Source organism: Luteimonas sp. 100069, assembly GCF_003813845.1.
GTDB classification, from domain to species: Bacteria; Pseudomonadota; Gammaproteobacteria; order Xanthomonadales; family Xanthomonadaceae; genus Luteimonas; species Luteimonas chenhongjianii.
The window spans coordinates 123,846-145,243 of sequence record NZ_RPFN01000001.1; the positions used below are offsets into that span (position 1 = coordinate 123,846).

General features: G+C 68.1%; 21 protein-coding genes. 11 read left to right on the forward strand and 10 right to left on the reverse strand.

Annotation, left to right across the window (positions count from 1 at the left end; translation table 11 throughout):
• The first annotated feature begins 106 nt into the window (after window positions 1-106).
• Window positions 107-1,873, forward strand: a complete 1,767-nt coding sequence (locus EGK76_RS00545; RefSeq protein ID WP_123832014.1) for a peptide MFS transporter — start codon at window positions 107-109, stop codon at window positions 1,871-1,873.
• A 96-nt stretch (window positions 1,874-1,969) separates the two neighbouring features.
• Here the strand turns inward: EGK76_RS00545 and EGK76_RS00550 are convergent, their stop codons facing one another.
• Window positions 1,970-2,446, reverse strand: coding sequence for a MarR family winged helix-turn-helix transcriptional regulator (locus EGK76_RS00550; protein WP_123831128.1), 477 nt, complete (start codon window positions 2,444-2,446; stop codon window positions 1,970-1,972).
• A gap of 90 nt (window positions 2,447-2,536) precedes the next feature.
• On the opposite strand from EGK76_RS00550, the gene hppD reads away from it, so the two are divergent.
• From hppD to EGK76_RS00565, 3 genes are all read left to right on the forward strand, one after another.
• Window positions 2,537-3,634 (forward strand): 4-hydroxyphenylpyruvate dioxygenase, encoded by a 1,098-nt coding sequence (gene hppD, locus EGK76_RS00555; protein WP_179948200.1) that lies wholly within the window; start codon window positions 2,537-2,539, stop codon window positions 3,632-3,634.
• Window positions 3,635-3,909: 275 nt separating this feature from the next.
• Window positions 3,910-5,190 (forward strand): homogentisate 1,2-dioxygenase, encoded by a 1,281-nt coding sequence (hmgA, locus tag EGK76_RS00560; protein ID WP_123832015.1) that lies wholly within the window; start codon window positions 3,910-3,912, stop codon window positions 5,188-5,190.
• Window positions 5,191-5,400: 210 nt separating this feature from the next.
• Window positions 5,401-6,060, forward strand: a complete 660-nt coding sequence (locus EGK76_RS00565; protein WP_233580118.1) for a hypothetical protein — start codon at window positions 5,401-5,403, stop codon at window positions 6,058-6,060.
• Window positions 6,061-6,138: 78 nt separating this feature from the next.
• Here the strand turns inward: EGK76_RS00565 and mnhG are convergent, their stop codons facing one another.
• From mnhG to EGK76_RS00595, 6 genes are read right to left on the reverse strand one after another with little or no spacing between them, the layout of a single operon-like run.
• Window positions 6,139-6,513 carry a monovalent cation/H(+) antiporter subunit G gene (mnhG, locus tag EGK76_RS00570; protein WP_123831129.1) on the reverse strand — a complete coding sequence of 125 codons (375 nt, stop codon included), beginning with the start codon at window positions 6,511-6,513 and terminating at the stop codon, window positions 6,139-6,141.
• A complete protein-coding gene (locus tag EGK76_RS00575) occupies window positions 6,510-6,782 on the reverse strand; it encodes a K+/H+ antiporter subunit F (protein ID WP_199730822.1) in 273 nt (90 codons plus the stop codon). The genes mnhG and EGK76_RS00575 overlap by 4 nt, the downstream gene beginning before the upstream one ends.
• Window positions 6,779-7,267, reverse strand: coding sequence for a Na+/H+ antiporter subunit E (locus tag EGK76_RS00580; protein WP_123831130.1), 489 nt, complete (start codon window positions 7,265-7,267; stop codon window positions 6,779-6,781). Before EGK76_RS00580 ends, EGK76_RS00575 begins: the two co-directional genes overlap by 4 nt.
• Window positions 7,264-8,796: a monovalent cation/H+ antiporter subunit D gene (locus EGK76_RS00585; RefSeq protein WP_123831132.1), complete on the reverse strand. Its 1,533-nt coding sequence runs from the start codon at window positions 8,794-8,796 to the stop codon at window positions 7,264-7,266. The genes EGK76_RS00580 and EGK76_RS00585 overlap by 4 nt, the downstream gene beginning before the upstream one ends.
• A complete protein-coding gene (locus EGK76_RS00590; RefSeq protein ID WP_096300082.1) occupies window positions 8,793-9,161 on the reverse strand; it encodes a Na+/H+ antiporter subunit C in 369 nt (122 codons plus the stop codon). The genes EGK76_RS00585 and EGK76_RS00590 overlap by 4 nt, the downstream gene beginning before the upstream one ends.
• On the reverse strand, window positions 9,161-11,938 hold the full coding sequence (locus tag EGK76_RS00595) for a monovalent cation/H+ antiporter subunit A (protein WP_123831134.1): 2,778 nt from the start codon (window positions 11,936-11,938) through the stop codon (window positions 9,161-9,163). The genes EGK76_RS00590 and EGK76_RS00595 overlap by 1 nt, the downstream gene beginning before the upstream one ends.
• 114 nt (window positions 11,939-12,052) lie before the next feature.
• Between EGK76_RS00595 and EGK76_RS00600 the strand changes: the two genes are divergently transcribed.
• Window positions 12,053-12,946 carry a nucleoside-diphosphate sugar epimerase gene (locus EGK76_RS00600; RefSeq protein ID WP_123831136.1) on the forward strand — a complete coding sequence of 298 codons (894 nt, stop codon included), beginning with the start codon at window positions 12,053-12,055 and terminating at the stop codon, window positions 12,944-12,946.
• Between the two features lie 72 nt (window positions 12,947-13,018).
• On the opposite strand, the gene EGK76_RS00605 is transcribed toward EGK76_RS00600, so the two are convergent.
• The 3 genes from EGK76_RS00605 to EGK76_RS00615 all read right to left on the reverse strand — a co-directional run bounded on the left by EGK76_RS00605 (window position 13,019) and on the right by EGK76_RS00615 (window position 15,442).
• A complete protein-coding gene (locus EGK76_RS00605; RefSeq protein WP_233580119.1) occupies window positions 13,019-13,912 on the reverse strand; it encodes a DMT family transporter in 894 nt (297 codons plus the stop codon).
• Between the two features lie 78 nt (window positions 13,913-13,990).
• Window positions 13,991-14,479, reverse strand: a complete 489-nt coding sequence (locus EGK76_RS00610) for an Mpo1-like protein (protein WP_123831139.1) — start codon at window positions 14,477-14,479, stop codon at window positions 13,991-13,993.
• A gap of 66 nt (window positions 14,480-14,545) precedes the next feature.
• Window positions 14,546-15,442 carry a phosphoribosylaminoimidazolesuccinocarboxamide synthase gene (locus tag EGK76_RS00615; RefSeq protein ID WP_123831140.1) on the reverse strand — a complete coding sequence of 299 codons (897 nt, stop codon included), beginning with the start codon at window positions 15,440-15,442 and terminating at the stop codon, window positions 14,546-14,548.
• Window positions 15,443-15,562: 120 nt separating this feature from the next.
• Here EGK76_RS00615 and EGK76_RS00620 point away from each other — a divergent pair, with 120 nt between their 5' ends.
• From EGK76_RS00620 to EGK76_RS00645, 6 genes are all read left to right on the forward strand, one after another.
• Complete coding sequence (locus tag EGK76_RS00620; protein ID WP_123831142.1) at window positions 15,563-15,904, forward strand: DnaJ domain-containing protein; 342 nt, start codon at window positions 15,563-15,565, stop codon at window positions 15,902-15,904.
• A 457-nt stretch (window positions 15,905-16,361) separates the two neighbouring features.
• Window positions 16,362-17,045 carry a ribulose-phosphate 3-epimerase gene (gene rpe, locus EGK76_RS00625; RefSeq protein ID WP_123831144.1) on the forward strand — a complete coding sequence of 228 codons (684 nt, stop codon included), beginning with the start codon at window positions 16,362-16,364 and terminating at the stop codon, window positions 17,043-17,045.
• 277 nt (window positions 17,046-17,322) lie between these two features.
• Entirely contained in the window at window positions 17,323-18,306 is a 984-nt protein-coding gene (gene yegS / locus EGK76_RS00630; protein ID WP_123831146.1) for a lipid kinase YegS, read from the forward strand.
• 111 nt (window positions 18,307-18,417) lie between these two features.
• On the forward strand, window positions 18,418-19,902 hold the full coding sequence (trpE, locus tag EGK76_RS00635) for an anthranilate synthase component I (protein WP_123831148.1): 1,485 nt from the start codon (window positions 18,418-18,420) through the stop codon (window positions 19,900-19,902).
• 22 nt (window positions 19,903-19,924) lie between these two features.
• Window positions 19,925-20,722, forward strand: a complete 798-nt coding sequence (locus tag EGK76_RS00640; RefSeq protein ID WP_123831150.1) for a hypothetical protein — start codon at window positions 19,925-19,927, stop codon at window positions 20,720-20,722.
• A gap of 34 nt (window positions 20,723-20,756) precedes the next feature.
• Complete coding sequence (locus EGK76_RS00645; RefSeq protein ID WP_123831152.1) at window positions 20,757-21,335, forward strand: aminodeoxychorismate/anthranilate synthase component II; 579 nt, start codon at window positions 20,757-20,759, stop codon at window positions 21,333-21,335.
• Window positions 21,336-21,398: the final 63 nt, after the last annotated feature.

Here is a 21,398-nt window from a genome sequence, read left to right on the forward strand (position 1 = left end):
GGTGGCGATAGTCACTATCCATGTGGACTTCGCGCGGCTAAGTTAGCCCGTTGCCCGGGGCCGGACCCCGGGATCTGACCAACGTCTGGAGTCGCCCTACGTGTCCATGAATCCGTACGCCGCCGAGGAAAAGAAGACCATCCTCGGCCATCCGCGCGGCCTGTTCGTGCTGTTCTTCGCCGAAATGTGGGAGCGGTTCTCCTACTACGGCATGCGCGCGCTGCTGATCTTCTATCTCGTGCAGCACTGGATGTACTCGGATTCCGAGGCTTCGGTGATCTACGGCGCCTACACCGCGCTGGTGTACATCGCACCGGTGGTCGGCGGCTATCTGGCTGACCGGTATCTGGGGCAACGCAAGGCGGTGGTGTTCGGCGCGGTGCTGCTGACCTTCGGCCACTTCCTGATGGCGTTCGAGGGCGATGGCGGCCAGTCCGCGGCGGAGATCAACATCTTCTGGCTGGCCCTGTCCTTCATCATCGTCGGCTCGGGCTTCCTGAAGGCCAACATCTCGGTGATGGTCGGCCAGCTGTACCCGCGGACCGATATCCGCCGGGATCCGGCGTACACGATCTTCTACATGGGCATCAATCTGGGCGCCGCGCTGGGCGCATTGATCGCCGGCTACCTGGGCCAGACCTACGGCTGGGCCTGGGGCTTCGGCGCCGCGGGCGTCGGCATGCTGCTGGGCCTGATCGTGTTCGTGCTCGGCAAGCCGCTGTTGATGGGCCGAGGTGAGTCGCAAAACCCCGACGTTCTCGCACGTCGTCTTGGCGGCTTCAAGTTTGAGTGGCTTTTGTACTTGGCCGGCATTTGTGCTGTGGGCGTCGTGTGGTGGCTGGTCCAGAACCAGGCGTTTGTAGGGGGGCTTCTCGGACTGGTTGGCGTCAGCCTCGTGCTCTACGTGCTCGCGATCGCTATCTTCAAGCTTCCTTATGACTCCTTTGGTCAAGCTCCAAGGCGTGCATTGATGCTTTACGCCGCGGGTGCTGCCATCAGTGTGCTTGGTTCGGGGATCAGCTGGTTGGCTCCCGAATATTCTCGAGTTGGGCTGCCAATCGCAGTAGCCGGCGCCGTATTGCTCATGGGTGTGATCATTCATCAGTTCGTTACCAGGCGCGACGAGCCCAGGGACCGCATCTTCGCCGCGCTGATCCTGATCGTCGGATCCATCCTGTTCTGGGCGCTGTTCGAACAGGCCGGTGCATCACTGAACCTGTTCACCGACCGCTCCGTCGATCGCCAGATCTTCGGCTGGGACGTGCCGGCATCGATGTTCCAGTCGCTGAACTCGATCTACATCATCCTGCTGGCCCCGGTCTTCGCGATGCTGTGGCTGTGGCTGGGCCGGCGCGGCTGGGAGCCGTCCACGCCGCTGAAGTTTGCCCTGGCGGTGATCCAGGTGGGTCTCGGTTTCCTGATCCTGGTCTGGGGCGCCAACAGCGCTGGCCCGGGGCAGATGACGCCGGTGCTGTTCATCTTCCTGATCTACCTGGTCCACACGATGGGCGAGCTGTGCCTGTCGCCGGTCGGCCTGTCGGCGATGAACCGACTGGCGCCTGCGCACATGGCCAGCCTGATCATGGGCACCTGGTTCTTCGCATCGGCGACCGGCAACTTCACCGCCGGCCTGATCTCCGCCGCCACCGGCGGAGAGGGCGCGGGTCCCGAACGCGTGCTCGAGGTCTATTCGAAGGTGGGCTGGCTGGCGGTCGGGGTCGGCATCCTGATGATTCTGGTGGCCCCGCTGATCCGGCGCCTGATGCATCTCGATACGCTCAAGGACGACGTGCCCCCGCTCGCCGGGGAGAAGGCCATCGGTGAGCCGATCGCCCCGGGGCTGCGGATCGACGAAGAACGTCGCCTCCCCTGATCCAAAGACAGGTGCAGACACGAAGACAGCGCCCTCGGGCGCTGTTTTCGTTTGTGGACGGCGGTGCGGTGCGGCCGGGTGGGCTGCTGCCGGAGGTCAATCCTTGAGCGGCGCTTCGAGCTTGTCCATCAGCCGCGCAAGCTGGATGCGTTCGTCCGCGTCCAGCGGGGCCAGTACGTCGCGCTGGTAGTCGAGGGCCAGTGGCACCACGACGTCGAAGACGGCGTGGCCGGCCTGACTGAGCTGGAGGACCGAGCGCCGCCGATCGGCATCGTGCATCTCGCGCTCGATCAGCCCCCGTTCCAGCAGTCGGGCCACCGCGCGGCTCACCGCGACCTTGTCCATGGCCGTGCGTTCGGCCACGCCGTTCGCCGACAGGCCCGGGTAGCGCCCCAGCACCGCGATCACCCGCCATTCCGTGACGCTGATCCCGAAACGCTCGCTGTAGAGGTCCGCCAGGCCCCGGCTGATCCGGTTGGTCAGCACGCTGAGGCGATAGGGCAGGAACTGGTCGAGATCGAGGCTGTGATGGGCCTGGGACTCGGGGTCGGCGGCGACAGCGGGCTGGGTCATGATGCGATGCGCCTTGCGGTAGGTTGCATGCGTAACTATAAAGAAGGTCTGAGGCCGGCCTTTGCCCGGCCCATCGCGACGGAGTATCCCATGAGCGCTCAGGCACACACCGCACCCAACCTCGGCATGGAGGTCACCACGTTCGACAACCCGATGGGCATCAACGGGTTCGAGTTCGTCGAGTTCGCAGCCCCGCAGGGCCAGGGTCCGCGCATGCGCGAGTACCTGCAGAACCTGGGTTTCACCGCGATCGCCAGGCACCGCGAGCGCGACATCACCCTGTTCCGTCAGGGCACGATCAACTTCCTGCTCAACGAACAGGCCGACTCGTTCGCATCCGACTACGCGGCCGCGCACGGGCCGTCCGCCTGCGGCTTCGCGATCCGCTTCCGCAAGCAGCCGTCGCAGGTGCTCGAGCACGTGCTGGCCAACGGCGGCGAGAAGGCCGACCACCGGGTCGAGACCGGGGCGGTGACCTTCCCCGCGATCAAGGGCATCGGCGATTGCATGCTCTATCTGATCGACGACAGCAGCGACAACGTCTATGCCGACTACGAGCCGCTGCCCGGCGTGGACCAGCACCCGCGCGGCTTCGGCCTGACCTTCATCGACCACCTCACCCACAACCTGTTCCTCGGGAACATGCAGAAGTGGTCGGACTACTACGAGAAGCTGTTCAACTTCCGCGAGATCCGCTACTTCGACATCAAGGGCGCCAAGACCGGCCTGCTGTCCAAGGCGATGACCGCGCCCGACGGCGTGGTACGCATCCCGCTCAACGAGTCCTCGGACGAGAAGAGCCAGATCAACGAATACCTGCGCGACTACAAGGGCGAGGGCATCCAGCACATCGCGCTGTTCACCGACGACATCTACGAGACCATCGAGAAGATGCGCGCGGCCGGGATCGCCTTCCTCGACACGCCCGACGCGTACTTCGACGTCATCGACCAGCGCGTGCCCAACCACGGCGAGGATGTCGAGCGCCTGCGCCGCAACGCGATCCTCATCGACGCCGATCCCGAGACCAAGCAGCGCAAGCTGCTGCAGATCTTCGGCCAGAACGCGTTCGGGCCGATCTTCTTCGAGATCATCCAGCGCAAGGGCAACGAGGGCTTCGGCGAAGGCAACTTCCAGGCGCTGTTCGAGAGCATCGAACGCGACCAGATGAAGCGCGGCGTGCTGTAAGGGACGTCCAGGCACGGATCCGGGACAGCACCCGGATCCGCCCGGTATCACGGACGCAGTGCGCCAACGCGCAGCGCCCTGATGTCGCCGAACCTCCGCAGCATCGGCCGATGTGCCGGACATCGAAGGCGCCGGCACGGACGCCGAGCGAAAACCGGATCCGGCTCGGGTCCGCGGACACAACTCTTTCGGGTGAAGCCATGAACGCAACGACGGACGACACGGTGACGGCGCTGGACCGGGATGCAGCCGAGCTGCGCGTCGCGCGCGGCTACATGTCGGGGTTCGGCAACGAGTTCGCGACCGAGGCGGAACCCGGCACCCTGCCGATCGGCCGCAATTCGCCGCAGCGCGTGGCGCATGGGCTCTACGCCGAGCAGCTGTCGGGCACGGCGTTCACTGCGCCGCGCGGCGAGAACCGCCGCAGCTGGCTCTATCGCATCCGCCCCGCGGCGATGCACGGCACGTTCTCGCCGTACCAGCAGCCGCGCTTCCATGACGGATTCGACCGCGGCCCGGTGCCACCGGACCAGATGCGATGGAGCCCGCTGCCGATTCCCGATACTCCTGTCGATTTCATCGACGGCCTGTTCTCGATGGCCGGCACCGGTGGCCCGGGCGCGCACGAGGGCGTGGGCATCCATGTCTATGCCGCCAACGCGTCGATGCAGGGCCGCTATTTCTACAGCGCCGACGGCGAACTGCTGATTGTCCCCCAGCAGGGCCGGCTGGTGCTGGCGACCGAGTTCGGTGTGCTCGAGGTCGAGCCGCAGGAGATCGCGGTGATCCCGCGCGGCGTGCGCTTTCGCGTCGAGCTGCCCGATGGCCCGAGCCGCGGTTACGTCTGCGAGAACCAGGGTCATGCGCTGCGGTTGCCCGATCTGGGCCCGATCGGCGCCAACGGCCTGGCCAACCCGCGGGATTTCCTCGCGCCGCTGGCCGCCTACGAGGATCTCGAAGGCGACTTCCACCTGATCGCCAAGTTCCAGGGCCACCTGTGGCAGGCGCCGATCGACCACTCGCCGCTCGATGTCGTCGGCTGGCACGGCAACTACGCGCCGTACAAGTACGACCTGCGGCGGTTCAACGCGATCGGCTCGATCAGCTTCGACCATCCCGACCCGAGCATCTTCACCGTGCTGACCTCGCCCAGCGATACGCCCGGCACGGCGAACATGGATTTCGCGATCTTCCCGCCACGCTGGCTGGTGGCGCAGGACACGTTCCGTCCGCCGTGGTTCCACCGCAATGTCGCCAGCGAGTTCATGGGACTGGTGCATGGCCAGTACGACGCCAAGGCCGACGGCTTCTCGCCCGGCGCCTGCTCGCTGCACAACTGCATGAGCGGGCATGGCCCGGACGCGGCGACGTTCGAGAAGGCCAGCGCCGCCGATCTGTCGAAGCCCGACGTGATCAGCGGCACGATGGCTTTCATGTTCGAGACCCGCGCGGTGATCCGCCCGACGCGCCAGGCTCTGGAAGCCCAACACCGCCAGGGCGATTACCAGAGCTGCTGGGCGGGGCTGCAGCGCAACTTCGTGCCGCCGCGCGGCTGAGCCGTCGCGCCGCACGCGCAACGGCCGGCGGGAACTCCGCCTCCGAACACGTGCGCGGCCGATGCATGGCGCGCACGGGCGGCGCGCCCCGCAGCGGGCCTGCCGCATGGGAAGCCGGGACGAAAACGGCCACGACGTCGGCACCTGGCACCGGACAGCCCGCTCACGCTGCCGCGCTAGTCTCCCGGTCCCACCCTGAGGAGCTGCCGCATGCGCCGTCTCACCGCGTTGCCCGCCATCGCCATGTTGTCCTTCGCGCTTCTTGCCGCCTGTCAGCGCGACGCATCACCGGACGACGCGCAGGCAACCGGGTCACCGGCAACCCCGGCGGCCGCCGGGGCCGCGACGCCGCAAACGCCCGACGCGCGGGTGCCGCCTGCCAATGCCCCCGGCACCAATGTGCCGCAGGTGGTCGACGGTACCGTGACCTTCGGGGGCTTCGGCCCGGCGATGTTCGGCAGCGATGCCGAGCAGGTCCGCATGGCCTGGGGCAACGACCTCGGCGATGCGACGCCGGCCGAGCCGGGAGGCTGCTACTACCTGGCGCCGCAGCCGCTCGGAGGGCGCGGCTACGACATCGCCTTCATGATCGAGGGCGACCGGTTCGTCCGGACCGATGTGCGCAACCCGGGCTATACCGCGCCGGGCGGCGGCAAGGTCGGCATGACGCGCGATGGCATCGAACGCCTGTATGCAGGACGGATCGAAGCGGCCCCGCACAAGTACGTCGACGGCGCGCAGACGTTGCGGGTCACCGATCCCGGCGGCGGCGAATCCGCGCTGGTGTTCGAGACCGATGGCGAGGGCGGGGTCACCGCATGGCGGATCGGTCTGCCACCGCAGGTCGACTACGTGGAAGGTTGCAGCTGAGGAGCGCTGTCGCCGCGCCGGTGCATGTCCCCGGCGGAGACGTGGCTCCACGCCAGATCGGCGCTCGGCGGCGCGGGATCAGCGCTCCGGTGGCGCCGGATTGTCGTGATCGACGGTCGCGCCGTCCGGATCGGGCGTGCGGTCGGGATGCGGCGGCCGGTCATCCATCAGCGACAGGGCGGCGCGCGACATCAGATGCGCGCTGATCGGCGCGGTCAGGAACAGGAACACGATGATCAGGATCTCGCGCGGATGCACGCCGCTGCCGTTGACCCAGTGGTAGATGATCGACGCGAACAGGATGCAGCCGACGCCGAGCGTGCTCGCCTTCGCCGGGCCGTGCACGCGGCGGAAGAAGTCCGACAGCTTCACCATCGCCACGCCGCCGAGCAGGGTGAAGAAACACCCCACGGCCAGCAGGAAGATCACCACGAATTCGACGACGTCGTTCATTCGACGATGTCCCGGCGGATGACGTACTTGCTCAGCACCACCGTGCCGACGAAGCCGAGCATCGCGATGATCAGCGCAGCCTCGAAGTAGATCTCGGTGTCGAGCAGCATGCCGAACATGATCAGCTGCGCGATCGCGCTGATGTTGAGCGTGTCCAGGGCTAGGATGCGGTCGGGGGCGGTCGGTCCGCGCAGCAGCCGCCACAGCGACAGCAGCATGGCCACGCCGACGACGTGCATGCCGACGATGATGGCGACGTTGATCATCATGGAAAGATCTCCCTCAGCGGTGCCTCGTAGCGCGTCTTGACCTCGTCGATCAGCGCCTGCGGATCGTCGACGCTGAGGCAGTGCACCAGCAGCCAGCGGCGGTCTTCCGACAACTCCGCCGAGACCGTGCCCGGCGTCAGCGTGATCACGCTGGCCAGTGCGGAAATACCGTGGATATTGGTCAGGTCCAGTGGAATCCAGACGAACTGCGAATGCAGCTTCGACTCCGGCCCCAGCACCTGTTTGGCGACGGTGAGATTGGCGATGACGATGTCGACCAGCAGTCGGCCGATCAGCCGGAAGCCCCCGCGCAGCTGGCCGAGTCGCGCGAACTCGCGTTCCAGCCGCGCCGCCAGCAGCGGCATCAGCCAGGCCAGCAGCAGGGCCATGACGATGTTGCCGGGGCTGACGTCCTGGGCCATCAGCAGCCAGAACGCGAAGACCGTCAGGCTCTGCGGAATCGAGGGCAGCATGCGGCGCTTCATCGCGACGGCTCCCGGATCTGCGGTGCGGTGTCGCGCAGGACCTGGATGTAGGTTTCGACGTCGAGCAGCTGCGCGGCCGCGGCGTCTGTGTAGCGAAGCACCGGTGCGGCGAAGATCGTCATCACCACGCCATAGCCCAGCAGCAGCACGGTCGCGGCGATTTCGCTGCGGCGCAGGGGCGGCGCATCCGGGCCGCCTGGGGGGGTGGGATCGACACGCCAGAACAGCCGCGTGCCGCTGCGCGACAGGCCGATGATCGTCATCAGGCTGCTGCCGAGGATCACCGCCCAGACCCAGGCGGTCTGCGATTCGGGCACCGAGTTGAGCAACTGCAGCTTGCCGACGAAGCCCGACAGCGGCGGCAGGCCGGCGATCGAGACCGCGGCCACGAGGAACAGCGCCGCGGGCAGCGTCTTGCTCGGCATCGAGGCGATCGGCACGAGATAGTCGCCGCCGCTGCCTCGATGGCGCTGGATGATGTCGGCCAGCAGGAACAGGGCGGCACTGACGAACACGCTGTGCGGCAGGTAGTAGAGGCCGGCCGAGATCGCTCCGGCGTTGCCGATGGAGAACGCGACGAACAGCGTGCCGGCCGACAGCAGCACCAGATAGGCCACGCTGATGCGCAGCCGCGGCGCGCCGATCACGCCGAGCGCCGCGAGCACCACGGTGGCGGCGCCGGCCGGCAGCAGCCAGTCCCAGGCCATGCCGGCGAGCGGGCCGGCGGTCTCGCCGAACATCAGCGTGTAGACGCGCAGGATCGCGTACAGGCCCACCTTGGTCATCACGGTGAACAGTGCCGCGACCGCGGCCGGCGCACGCGCATAGGCCTCGGGCAGCCACAGGTACAGCGGCAGCAGCGCCGCCTTGGCGCAGAACACCAGCAGCAACAGCCCGGCGCCGGCCTGGATCAGCACCGCCCGCTCGGGCGGAGCGACCGCGATGCGTGCGGCCATTTCGGTCATGTTGAGCGTGCCGAGCATGCCGTAGAGCAGGCCCAGCGCCATCAGGAACACCACCGAGGCTGCGATGTTGAACACCACGTAATGCATGCCGGCCTTGATCCGTGCGCCGCGCGCGCCGCTCAGCAGCAGGCCGTAGGAGGCGATCAGCATCACCTCGAAGAACACGAACAGGTTGAAGATGTCGCCGGTCAGGAAGGCACCGTTGAGCCCGGCCAACTGCATCTGGAACAGCGCATGGAAGTGCAGGGCGCGCTTGTCCCAGCCCGCGCAGGCGTAGAGCAGGCACGGAATCGCCAGCAGAGTCGTGGTGAGCACCATCAGTGCCGACAGGCGATCGACCATCAGCGTGATGCCCAGACGCGCCGGCCAGTCGCCGACCAGGTAGACCAGCATGTCCTCGCGCTGCACCTGGAGCAGCAGCGTGACGCTGACCGCGAGCAGGCCGGCCATGCCGATCCACGCCCACAGGCGCAACACCGACGTGCGATGGCGGCGCTCGAGCAACAGCAGCAATGCGCCGGTGACCAGCGGCACCAGGATGGGCAGGACGGGCAGGTGGTTCATCGCGCGCCTCCTCCGCGCCGTACTTCGTTGGGCTCTTCGCCGTCGACGTGGTCGGTGCGCAGGTCCGCGTGCTCGCGCATCGCGATGACGACGGTCACCGCGGTCATCGCGAAGGCGATGACGATGGCGGTAAGCACCAGTGCCTGCGGCAGCGGATCGGAATACTGCGCGAGCGTCTGCGCGACGCCATCACGCAGCACCGGCGGCTTGCCGACGACGGGACGGCCGGAGGCGAAGATCAGCAGGTTGGTCGAGTAGGAGAGCAGCGTCAGGCCCAGGATCACGTCGAAGGTGCGCGCGCGAAGCAGCAGATAGATGCCGGCTGCGGCGAGTACACCGATGGCGGTGGCGATTGCGAATTCCATCAGGCTGCCGCCTCCTCAGCCTGGCGATGCTTCACCGTGCCCATCGTCGAGAGCATCAGCAGGGTGCCGGCGAACACCACGACGTAGACGCCGGTATCGAATACCAGCGCGCTGGCGAGCGGGAGCAGGCCGACGACCGGCAGTTCGAGATCGAGGTGGCCGCTGGTCATGAAGGGCAGGCCGAACCACCACGAACCCACGCCGCCCACGACCGCCAGCAGCAGGCCGACCGCGATGCCGCGCAGATAATCGAAGCCGAACGTGGCCTCGACTGCGCGTGCGCCCTGCAGCACGTACTTCACCAGCACCGGCACCGCGAACACCAGGCCGGCGATGAAGCCGCCGCCCGGCGCGTTGTGGCCGCGCAGGAACAGATAGATCGAAACCGTCAGTGCCAGCGGGAACAGCAGCTGGGTGAGATCGGCGGCAATCGGCAGGTGCACCGGCGGGCCGGGCATTACTTCATCGGGCTTGAGCCGCGCGCGCGCCAGCAGCGCATGCACCACCAGCGCGGCGATGCCGAACACCGTGATCTCGCCGAAGGTATCGAAACCGCGGAAGTCGACCAGGATCACGTTGACCACGTTGCGGCCATAAGCCTCGGGCAGCGAGCGCACCAGCAGTTCGCTGGAGATCGTGTCGGCGGGTGACATCATCATCGCGTAGGCCAGCACCGCGAGGCCGCCACCGGTGACGACGGAAATGCCGATATCGCGCAGCTTGCGCAGCGGCCGCCGCATGACCTTGGACTGTTTGGGCAGGTAGTTGAGCGCCATCATCATCAGCGCGATGGTCACCATCTCGACCAGCAGCTGGGTCAGGGCGAGATCCGGGGCCGAGAGATAGACGAAGATCAGGCTTACCGCGAGACCCGCGGCGCCAATGACGATCAGCGCGGTCAGGCGCTTGCCGTGCACGACCACCGTGCCGATCGTCGCCGCGACCAGCAGTCCCCACAGCGTCCAGCCGATCATCGACATCGGCTGCGGCGTGCCTAGCCCGACCAGCAGCGACATCGTGGTGCCGAACATCGGCACGCCGGCCAGCAGCAGGGCGATCAGGATCATCAGGAACAGGCTGCGCTGCAGGCTGCCGTTGGCCACCCGGGCGGTGAACCTGCGGGCCAGCGCGAACAGGGCCTCGACATTGAAGTGGAACGCGTTGCGGCCGAACGAGCGGGTGACCACGCCGTGGAAATCGAGCAGTCGCCGCAGGCCCGAATACAGCGCCACGCCCAGCACGAGACTGGCGAAACTCATCATCAGCGGCAGATTGAAGCCGTGCCAGACCGCCAGGCTGAACTGCGGCGTGGCCGCGCCGAGCGTGCCGCGCGCCATCGTGTGCAGGATCGGGCCGACGGTCAGCGCCGGCACGATGCCGACGATCACGCACATGATCGCCAGCACACCGACGGGAATGCGCATCCAGCGCGGCGGCTCGTGCGGCACCACGTCGAGTGCGCGTGGCCCGTTGCCGAAGAAGGTGTCGTGGACGAAGCGCAGGCTGTAGGCGATGCCGAAGATGCCCGCGAGCAGCGCGGCGATGCTGATGACGATCCGCATCGTGGCGTGGTTGCCGATCTCCAGCGCCTCGGCGAAGAACATTTCCTTCGACAGGAAGCCGTTGAGCAGCGGAATACCGGCCATCGCCAGCGAGGCAATGATCGCCAGCGCACTCGTCATGGGCATGTAGCGTCTGAGATTGCCCAGCCGGCGCATGTCGCGGGTGTCGCATTCGTGGTCGATGATGCCGGCGGCCATGAACAGCGAGGCCTTGAACGTCGCGTGGTTGAGGATGTGGAACAGACCCGCGACCACCGCCATCTCGGTCGACAACCCGAACAGCAGGGTGATCAGGCCAAGGTGGGATATCGTCGAATACGCCAGCAGGCCTTTGATGTCGTGCTGGAAGATCGCGAACCACGCGCCGATCAGCAGCGTCGTCGCACCGATGCCGCTCACGACGTAGAAGAAGAGGTCGGTGCCGGCCAGCGCCGGATGCAGGCGCGCGAGCAGGAACACGCCGGCCTTCACCATCGTCGCCGAGTGCAGATAGGCCGAGACCGGGGTCGGCGCGGCCATCGCATGCGGCAGCCAGAAGTGGAACGGGAACTGCGCGCTCTTGGTGAAGACGCCCAGCAGCACCAGGCCCAGCGCCCAGGGATAGAGATGGCTGGCGCGGATCAGGTCGCCTGAGGCCAGCACCGCATCGAGGTCGTAGCTGCCGACGATACGACCGATCAGCAGCACGCCGCCGAGCAGCGCCAGGCCGCCCAGGCCGGTGATCGTCAATGCCATGCGCGCGCCCTGGCGGGCGTCCTGCCGGTACGACCAGAAGCCGATCAGCAGGAAGGAACTGATCGAGGTGAGTTCCCAGAACACCACCAGCAGCAGCAGGTTGCCGGCGATCACCATGCCGAGCATTGCGCCCATGAAGAGCAGCAGGTAGGTGAAGAACCTCCGCGGACTGTCCTGCGCCGAGAGGTAGTAGTGGGCATAGAGCACCACCAACCCGCCGATGCCCAGCACCATCAGCGCGAACGTCCAGGCCAGCCCGTCCATGCGCAGGCTGAAATCCAGCCCGGCCTCGGGGATCCAGGCGTACTGGGTCTTGAGGATGGTGCCGTCGAACACGTCGCCGGCCAGCAGCACCAGGACCGCCAGGCCCAGCAGCGGTGCCAGGCCGGCAAGCCACGCGTACGTGCGGCGCGACGCATTCGCCGACAGGCCTACGACAAGCGCCAGCACGAAGGGCAGGGCCAAGAGAAGTTCGAGCATCGGGCTCCTTGTGGAGGCGGGTCGGCCAGGCGGCCGGCGGGTCACGCAAGGGCCGGGCAGTTTAACCGAAGTGCGTGGGCGGGCGTGTCTCCGCGGACCGATATGCTATGTCCCATGGATTCCATTCCCGCCTCTCCGCGCCCGTCCGACCGTCATGCGCTGGTGTTCGGGGCCACGGGACCGATCGGCGCCTCACTGCTGGCGCGATTGCGCGCTGCAGGCTGGTCGGTCGATGCGCTCGCGCGCGTCCCCCCGCCCGATGGCCCCCGCCTGCGCTGGCATGTGGGAACGTTCGCCGACCTGCCCGCGACGCTGCCGACCCGGGCAGATGCGATCTTCAGCTGCGGCCCGCTGGACCTGTTCTCGCACTGGTACGCGCACGCGGCAATCGACTGCCCGCGGGTGATCGCGTTCGGATCCACCAGCGACGCGACCAAGCAGGACGCGGCCGATCCCGACGAGCGCGAGCTCGCACAGCGTCTGCGCGACTCGGGGGCGCGCGTATTCACGGCTGCGACTGCGCGCGGGGCGGCGGCGACCCTGTTGCGGCCGACGCTGGTCTACGGCAGCGGCCGCGATCGCAACCTCAGCCGGATCGTGGCGCTCGCCCGGCGCACCGGTCTGTTCGTATTGCCCGCGGATGCGCGCGGTCTGCGCCAGCCGGTGCATGTGGAGGATCTCGCCGGCGCCGCGCATGCCGCTGTCGATGCTGTCTCCGCGCATGGCCGGGCCTATGCGCTGCCCGGCGGGGAAACGCTCGATTACCGGACGATGGTCGCGCGCACCCTGGCCTGTCTGGATCCCCGCCCGCGGCTATGGATGTTGCCGGGGCCCCTGTTCGACGCCGCCCTGTGGACGGCCCATCGCGCCGGCAAACTTGCCGGGTTGCCGCCCGGTGCGGTCGCACGCATGCGCCAGGACCTGGTCTTCGACGCCGCGCCGGCCGCCGCGGCCTTCGGCTACGCGCCACGTCCGTTTCGCCCCGAGGCCGGAATGTTCGCCAACTGATCTGCCGCCCGCCGCAGCGACGGCCGGCCGCCTCCCGGAGGCCCGGTGGTCGCGCCGCATCGCCGGCGCCGGTCAGGGACCGGCCAGCGGCTCCTCCACCAGCTTGCGTGATTTCTGCAGGGCCCGCAGCGCGATCGCCAGCACTCCGCCGAGCACCATCGCCCCGCCAATCCACAGACGGGGCCCCGGCCGGTCGCCCCAGAACGCGATGCCCAGGCCGATCGCCAGCACCGGCACCAGCAGCAGCCACGGCGTGACCATCGCCACCGGATAGCGCTGCATCAGCACGTAATAGAGGCCGTGGCCGAGCAGCGAGGACACGAAGGCCGCATAGACCGCGCCACCCCAGCCCGCCCATCCCGCAGTGCCCAGCCGGGCAAAGCCGTCGGGCTCGAACACCAGGCTGATCGCGAGCAGCGGCAGCACGCTGACCACCGCGGTCCAGCCCTGCATGTTCCACATGTCCACGTCGCGCAGGCCCTTCATCAGCACCGTGCCGATCGCCAGCATCAGCGCCGAGGCCAGCATCGTCAGCACGGCCGCGGGATTGGCCAGCACCACCGGATCGAAGCCGAGAACCAGCACGCCGCAGAAGCTGATGCCGATCGCCAACCCGGTGCGCCAGGCGAACCGCTCGCCCAGCACCGCCCAGGCCAGCAGCGCGGTCATCGGGATGTAGCTCTGCATCACGATCGCCGGCGAGGACAGGTCGGTCGACAGGCGCAGGGCGAGGAAGCTCAGGCCGAAGTGCAGCACGCCGATGCACAGGCACACCGCGATCAGCCGCGGCCATTGGCCCGGCGCAGGGGGCCTGAGCAGCCAGACCAGGGGCACCGCCAGCAGCGCGAAGCGCAGCGCGGAAAACAGGAAGGCCGGAATCTCGCGCAGTGCGCTGGCCGACACCAGGAAATTCAGCGCCCAGGCAACGCAGACGACGAGAACGAGGATGAGATCGCGGGGCGACACGGCGGTACCGAGGAGCGGGGCACGCAAGGATCGCATGCCGTCCTCGGCCACCAAGGCATGGCGGGCCGTGAAGGCGGGTCAGTAGCGCCAGCCGAGCCTGCGATAAAGCTTGGCCAGCACCCAGGCCGGGCCGATCAGCAGGTAGACCAGGTCGGTCAGGAAGCTCGGCTTCTGGCCTTCGACCTTGTGGCCGACGAACTGGGCGATCCAGGCGACGACGAACACCGCGACCGCCGACGTCAGCAAGCCGCGCGTGCCTAGTTGCTGGTGCAAGCCCCAGGTCAGGGCCGCCATCAGCACGAACACCGCGAACATGCCGAAGCCCAGCCGCTTCGAGGCGCGCTGGTAGAACCGCCACGCCGCGAACATCGCCAGCGCCGCCCAGATGCCTGGTTTGAAGATCGTGCCGCCGGGAATGCACCACAGCAGCGCGATCACGCTCCACAGGATCGCCGGCACGGCGAAGACATGGATCCACTGGTTGGTGTCGTTGCGGTGATCGTTCGAATAGCTGGCGAACCAGCGGTCGATCGGCCGGGTCGGCGTGTCGTCGTGTGCCCTGTCCATCCGCCCCCTCCCGAGGTCCATGCAACTGCGGCCCGAGGATAACGCGGCAGCGGCGCGTGGCCGGCGTCAGTCGATCGAGATGCCGGCAAGCTTCTGCAGCGCGTCCGCGTAGCGCGCGCGCGTGCGCTCGATGACCTCGGCCGGCAGCCTCGGCCCCGGCGCGGTCTTGTCCCAGTCCAGCGTTTCCAGGTAATCGCGGACGATCTGCTTGTCGTAGCTCGGCGGGCTGGAGCCGACCTGGTATTCGTCGGCGGGCCAGTAGCGCGAGGAGTCCGGGGTCAGCATCTCGTCCATGACGTAGAGGCGGCCGTCGGCGTCGGTGCCGAACTCGAACTTGGTGTCGGCCAGGATGATGCCGCGCTCGGCCGCGTGGGCAGCGGCATGGGCATACAGGCGCAGGGTGGCGTCGCGGACCTGCTCGGCCAGATCGGCGCCGATGCTGTGGACCATCGTGTCGAAATCGATGTTCTCGTCGTGGTCGCCCACCGCCGCCTTGGTCGACGGGGTGAAGATCGGCTGCGGCAACTGCTGTGCCTGGCGCAGGTCGCCGGGCAGGGGGATGCCGCTGACCCGACCGGTGCGCTGGTAGTCCTTCCAGCCGCTGCCGATCAGGTAACCGCGCGCGATCGCCTCCACCGGGACCGGCTTGAGTTTCATCGTGACCACCGAGCGCTTGGCATACAGCGCCGGGTCGACGCCGTCGGGCAGCACGCTGGCGACATCGATGCCGGTCAGGTGGTTGGGCATCAGGGCCGCGGTGCGATCGAACCAGAAGTTGCTGATCTGGCAGAGCATTTCACCCTTGCCGGGGATCGGGTCGGGCAGCACGACGTCGAAGGCGCTGAGGCGGTCGGTGGCGACGATGAGCAGGCGTTCGTCGCCGAGCTCGAACACGTCGCGGACCTTGCCGCGGTGACGCAGGTGGAGGCCGGGAAGGTTCGCTTCGAGCAGGGTCGTCGACACGGTTGACATCCGGGTGGATCGCAAGCGGCCGGCAAGTGTAGTGCGAACCGTGGCCCGTTGCAGCGGGGTCGGCGCGCTGGTCCGGACGCGTGCTTCCCGGCGCCCGGCTACACTGCCGACATGCGTCGCTGGTACGGAAAACTGCTGGGCTTCATCGCCGGATGGCTGCTGATGCGCCACCCGGCGGGCGGCATGATCGGCCTGTTGATCGGACATGCGTTCGATGCGGGCTGGCTGGCGCCGCGGCGCCACAAGGATCACCAGGCGCTCGGGGTGCCGCCCGAGGCGAGCCAGGCCGAGATCGACCAGGCCTATCGCAAGCTGATTTCGCAATACCATCCCGACCGCGTCGCCCGCGCCGCGCCCGAACTGCGCGCCCGGGCGGAGGCGCGCGCCGCGGAACTCAACGCGGCCTACGACCGCCTGCGCCGCGGCCGCGACGGACGCAAGCGGCGCCGTTGAGAGGGGCGCCAGTGCGCGCCCGCACAGTGCGCGCCCGCACAGTGCGCGGTCGACGACCGCCGTATGCCCTTCCGGTGCTCCATGGCGGGCACGAGCTGCGCGATCGCGCACCGACTGCACGGGCCGTGCCCTGCCATACGCGAGCCGCTACGCGGCGCGTGCCCGCGCGCCGATCACTCGGCCACGCTGGCGGAACAGGCTCGCCAGCTGAGCCATCGAGGACCGCCGCGGCGGACCGGTGGTCAATGTGCCCGCCGCTTGCGGCCATCCCGTGGACTGCAGCGCACTGAACCATCGAGTGACGGACGATGCGCCGGAACGGCTGCAGGATGAACGCGGCCGCCCAGCCCGACACCCCTGCAAAGACCCCGCCACCGCGGGCCTGCCGCAGCCGCGGCCTTAGAATGACGGGATGCGGCCGGCAAGGCCGCGTTCCTTTCACCGCCGGGATCCGCCCATGCAATCCGCCGTCATCGCACCCTCCATCCTGTCCGCGAATTTCGCCCGCCTCGGCGAGGAGGTCGACAACGTGCTCGCGGCCGGGGCCGACTGGGTGCATTTCGACGTGATGGACAACCATTACGTCCCCAACCTGACGATCGGCCCGCTGGTCTGCGAAGCCCTGCGCAAGCATGGCGTGACCGCGCCGATCGATGTGCACCTGATGGTCGAGCCGGTCGACCGGATCGTGCCGGACTTCGCGCAGGCTGGCGCTTCGTTGATCAGCTTCCATCCAGAAGCCAGCCGGCACGTGCATCGCACGATCCAGCTGATCAAGGCCGAGGGCTGCCTGGCCGGACTCGTGCTCAACCCGGCCACGCCGCTCGAAGTGCTCGACTACGTGCTCGAGGACCTCGACATGGTGCTGCTGATGTCGGTCAACCCGGGCTTCGGTGGACAGGCGTTCATTCCATCGACCCTCGACAAGCTGCGCCAGGTGCGCGCGCGCATCGACGCCATCGGCAAGCCGATCCGCCTGGAGATCGATGGCGGCGTGAAGCCGGAGAACATCGGCGCGATCGCCGCCGCGGGCGCCGACACCTTCGTCGCCGGATCCGCGATCTTCGGCAAGCCCGATTACCACGCCGTGGTCGACGCGATGCGCAGCGAGATCACGCGCGCCGTCACCACGCGCGCGTAGGCGGAACGCTGGCGGTCACGCCGCGCGCGTTGAAGTCCCCGCGGTCAGCCGGAGACTGCGACCCCGGGCGACCTCGGGCCGCACCTGACACGGCCGCACCCGCGATCCGGCCCTGCGGGATCACGAAGGTCCAGTCCCCCGCCGCCGTTCGTCCCTGCGATGGCCTGCATCCGGGCTGCGGGTGATCCTCCCGAGACACCGGCGTGATGGCGCGTTAACGGTGGCCGCAGCAGGTTCCGCTACGCTCCGCGCCACCTCCCCCCGCGCGCCCGACCGTATGTCCCCACCGCACTGGCGCCTGATCCTCAACGGCAAATCCGCGGGCAACGAGGCCGTGCGCGAAGCGGTCACGTCGATGCGCGAGCGCGGCGTGCGCATCGACGTCCGGGTGACCTGGGAGCCCGGTGACGCGGAGCGCTACGTCGCCGAGGCCCTGGCCGATGGCGTGGACACCGTTGTGGCCGCCGGCGGCGACGGCACGCTCAATGCGGTGGCCGCGGTGCTCGCCGCGCAGAGCGCGAGCGCTGCGCAGCTGCCTTCGCTTGCCGTCCTGCCCCTCGGTACCGCCAACGATTTCGCCACCTCGGCCGGCATACCCCTGGAACCCCTCCCTGCGCTGGCCCTGGTCAGGGACTCGCCTGCGGCGGCGATCGACGTGCTTCGGGTCGAAGCTGACGGCGTCGTGCACTGGTGCGTCAATCTGGGCTCGGGCGGCTTCGGCACGAAGATCACCGTGGAGACGAACGCCGGGCTCAAGAAGGTGCTCGGAGGCCTGGCCTATTTCATCACCGGTCTGTCGCGGATCGGCCAGATCGAGCCCATCCACGCGCGTCTCCACGGAGCCGGCTTCGCCTGGGAGGGTGGCTTCATCGCACTGGGCATCGGCAACGGCCGTCAGGCCGGCGGCGGCCAGGCGCTGTGCCCGGATGCACATGTCGACGACGGCCTGATCGACGTCACCGTGGTCCCCGAGCTGGAAGGCGAACTGCTCGCCACGCTGCGTACGGCATTGACCGAAGGCAAGGTGGCGGCGCTCGACCAGGTGGCCGTGCGCACGCAGCTGCGGACGGTCGTGATCGAAGCGGCGGCGCCGATGGTGCTCAACCTCGACGGCGAGCCATGCGAGGCGCGGCATTTCGTGATCGCCTGCGTGCCGGGGCGCCTGCGCATGCACCTGCCGGAAGGGTGCGCACTGCTGCACGGCTCCGGTCAGACGCTCGAGGCGGCCCGTCGCGCATCCGCGTCCGAGCCGCTACAGTAGCCCCCATGCGCACGCCCGCTCACCCGCATTTCCTGTTCCTCGACGCCGGCTGGCGATGGTGGCGTACTGCCTCCGTCGCCCCCGTTGTTCCGACTGTCCAGGAAATGCCGCGTGATCACGCAGACCGAGTTCCAGCACTACGCCGCTGACGGCCACACCCACGTTCCCGTGGTCCGCGAGGTCCTGAGCGACCTCGATACGCCGCTCTCGGTCTATCTCAAGCTCGCCGACGGCCCGCATACCTATCTCTTCGAATCGGTCGAGGGCGGCGAACGTTTCGGGCGCTATTCGATCATCGGCCTGCCCGCCGAGCGCGTGTACGCCTTCCACGGCCACACGCTGACGGTGCGCGAACACGGCGAGGTCATCGAGACGCGCGAGGTCGACGATCCCTTCGCCGAGGTGGAACGCCTGCGCACGGGGCATTCGGTGCCGCAGATCGAAGGCCTGCCGGGCTTCACCGGCGGCCTGGTCGGCTGGTTCGGCTTCGAGTGCATCGAATACATCGAACCGCGTCTGCGCAACGGCGTACGCGCAGACGTGCGCGATGAACTCGGCACGCCCGACATCCTGCTGATGCTGAGCACCGAGGTCGCGGTGTTCGACAACCTCAAGGGCCGCCTGTATCTCGTGGTCCACGCCGATACCGGCGAACCGCAGGCCTGGGTACGTGCGAACCGCCGGCTCGATGCCCTGACGCACCGCCTGCGCCAGGCCGGCGCCGGGTATCCGGAAACGCTGCAGCCCGCTGCGCTCGGCGAATCCGATTTCCTGTCAGGATTCACCCGCGAAGGGTTCATCGACGCCGTCGCCAAGACCAAGGAATACATCGCCGCCGGCGACGCCTTCCAGGTCGTGCTGTCGCAGCGCATGTCGGTGCCGTTCCAGGCGCGGCCGGTGGACGTGTATCGCGCGCTGCGCGCGTTGAATCCGTCGCCCTACATGTACTTCCTCGACGTCGGCGGCACCCAGGTCGTCGGCTCGTCGCCGGAAATCCTCGTGCGCCTCAAGGACGGCGAAGTCACCGTGCGCCCGATCGCCGGCACGCGTCCGCGCGGCGAGACGGCGGCGCAGGATCTCGCGCTGGAAGCCGAGCTGCTGGCCGATCCCAAGGAGCGCGCCGAGCATCTGATGCTGATCGACCTGGGTCGCAACGATGTCGGCCATGTGTCGAGCGCCGGCACGGTGGAAGTGGGCGAGCGCTTCGTCATCGAGCGCTACAGCCATGTCATGCACATCGTCAGCGAGGTCACGGGGCGACTGAAGGATGGCCTGAGCTATACCGACGTACTGCGCGCGACGTTCCCGGCCGGCACCGTCAGCGGCGCGCCGAAAGTGCGCGCGCTGGAGATCATCCGCAGCCTCGAGCCGGTCAAGCGCAACGTGTACTCGGGAGCGGTCGGTTACATCGGCTGGCACGGCGACGCCGACACCGCGATCGCGATCCGCACCGCGGTGATCCAGGACGGCCGCCTCTACGTGCAGGCCGGCGCCGGCATCGTCCATGACTCGGATCCCGAGATGGAATGGGCCGAGACCATGAACAAGGGCCGCGCGCTGTTCCGCGCGGTGGCGCAGGCGGCCAAGGGCCTGTGAATTCCACGAAGGGTAACCACCGATGACAACTGGCATCTCCTCCAGGGTGCTGCTCGCAGCGCTCGCGTTTTGTGGCACCACCGCCGCATCGGCCGACGACGCCACGCGGGTGACCCGCGATGCCGATGCGATCGTGTACGTGGGAGAACTGTCCGCGGCCGCGAACAGCGAGGTCCAAGCGATCCTCGACGCTGAACCCGGCGTCCAGTGGCTGCATATCACCTCGGGTGGCGGCGAGGTGAACCTGGGGATCGACCTCGGCGAGCTCGTGCGCGCGCGTGGCCTGAACATCAAGGTGGTCGACTACTGCGCATCGTCCTGCGCGAACTATGTCTTCCCGGCAGGGCGTCGCAAGCTCCTGCCAGCGGACACCGCGGTGGTCTGGCACGGGTCGACCCTGCAGGCCGGCGTGGGCGACCCCGACCGCATGGATCTCGCTGAGGCCGAAGCGCAGCTCGGCCGTGCGTTCACTGGCGAGGAGAAAGCCCAGCTCGCCGCGCAGATGCGCAGCTATTTCGAGGGCATCACGCGCAGGCAGGACGCCCTGTATCGTGCGCTCGACATCGACCAGCGGATCACCGTGTTCGGGCAGGACATCGGTTGCGACTGCGAGTGGACGATCTCCGCAGCCGACATGGCGCGCTTCGGCGTCACCGGCGTCGAGGCCGCCGACGGGTATGGCGGCCACCTCGCCCCGAAGGGCAAGCCCATCAGGCTGCTGCGGCTGGATGACCATCCGGCATACGCCGCAGCCCTTGATGCACGCGTGGGCGCCGCGCCGACGCCCGCGCCGTCGCCGCTGCCGGGCACGACGCCGTGATGCTCCCGCTCCCCGCCTGCCCGGAAGCCGCTCCATGCTGTTGATGATCGACAACTACGACAGCTTCACCTGGAACCTCGTGCAGTATCTGCAGGCGCTGGGCGCCGAGGTGCGGGTGGAGCGCAACGACGCGTTGTCGGTCGATGCCATCGCCAGTCTCGCGCCCGAGCGCATCGTGATCTCGCCAGGCCCATGCACGCCCAACGAAGCCGGCGTGTCGCTGGAACTCATCGAGCGCCTCGGCGCGACGACGCCGATCCTCGGCGTGTGTCTCGGTCATCAGGGCATCGGCCAGGCCTACGGCGGCAAGGTGATCCGTGCGCAGCGGATCATGCATGGCAAGACCTCGGCGATCCGCCATGACGGTCGCGGTGTGTTCGCCGGTTTGCCGGATGGCTATGAAGCGACGCGTTATCACTCGCTCGTCGTGGAGCAGTCGTCGTTGCCGGCGTGCCTCGAAGTTACGGCATGGACGGAGAACGACGACGGCAGCCGCGAGGAGATCATGGGGCTGCGCCATCGCAGCCACCCGGTCGAAGGCGTGCAGTTCCACCCCGAGTCGATCCTGACCGAGCATGGGCATGCGCTGCTGAAGAACTTTCTCGAGCGCTGACGGCGCCTTCATCCCGGCACGGGCCGGGCTTTGAGCCCTGCCGCGGGCCGGGCGCTCGTAAAG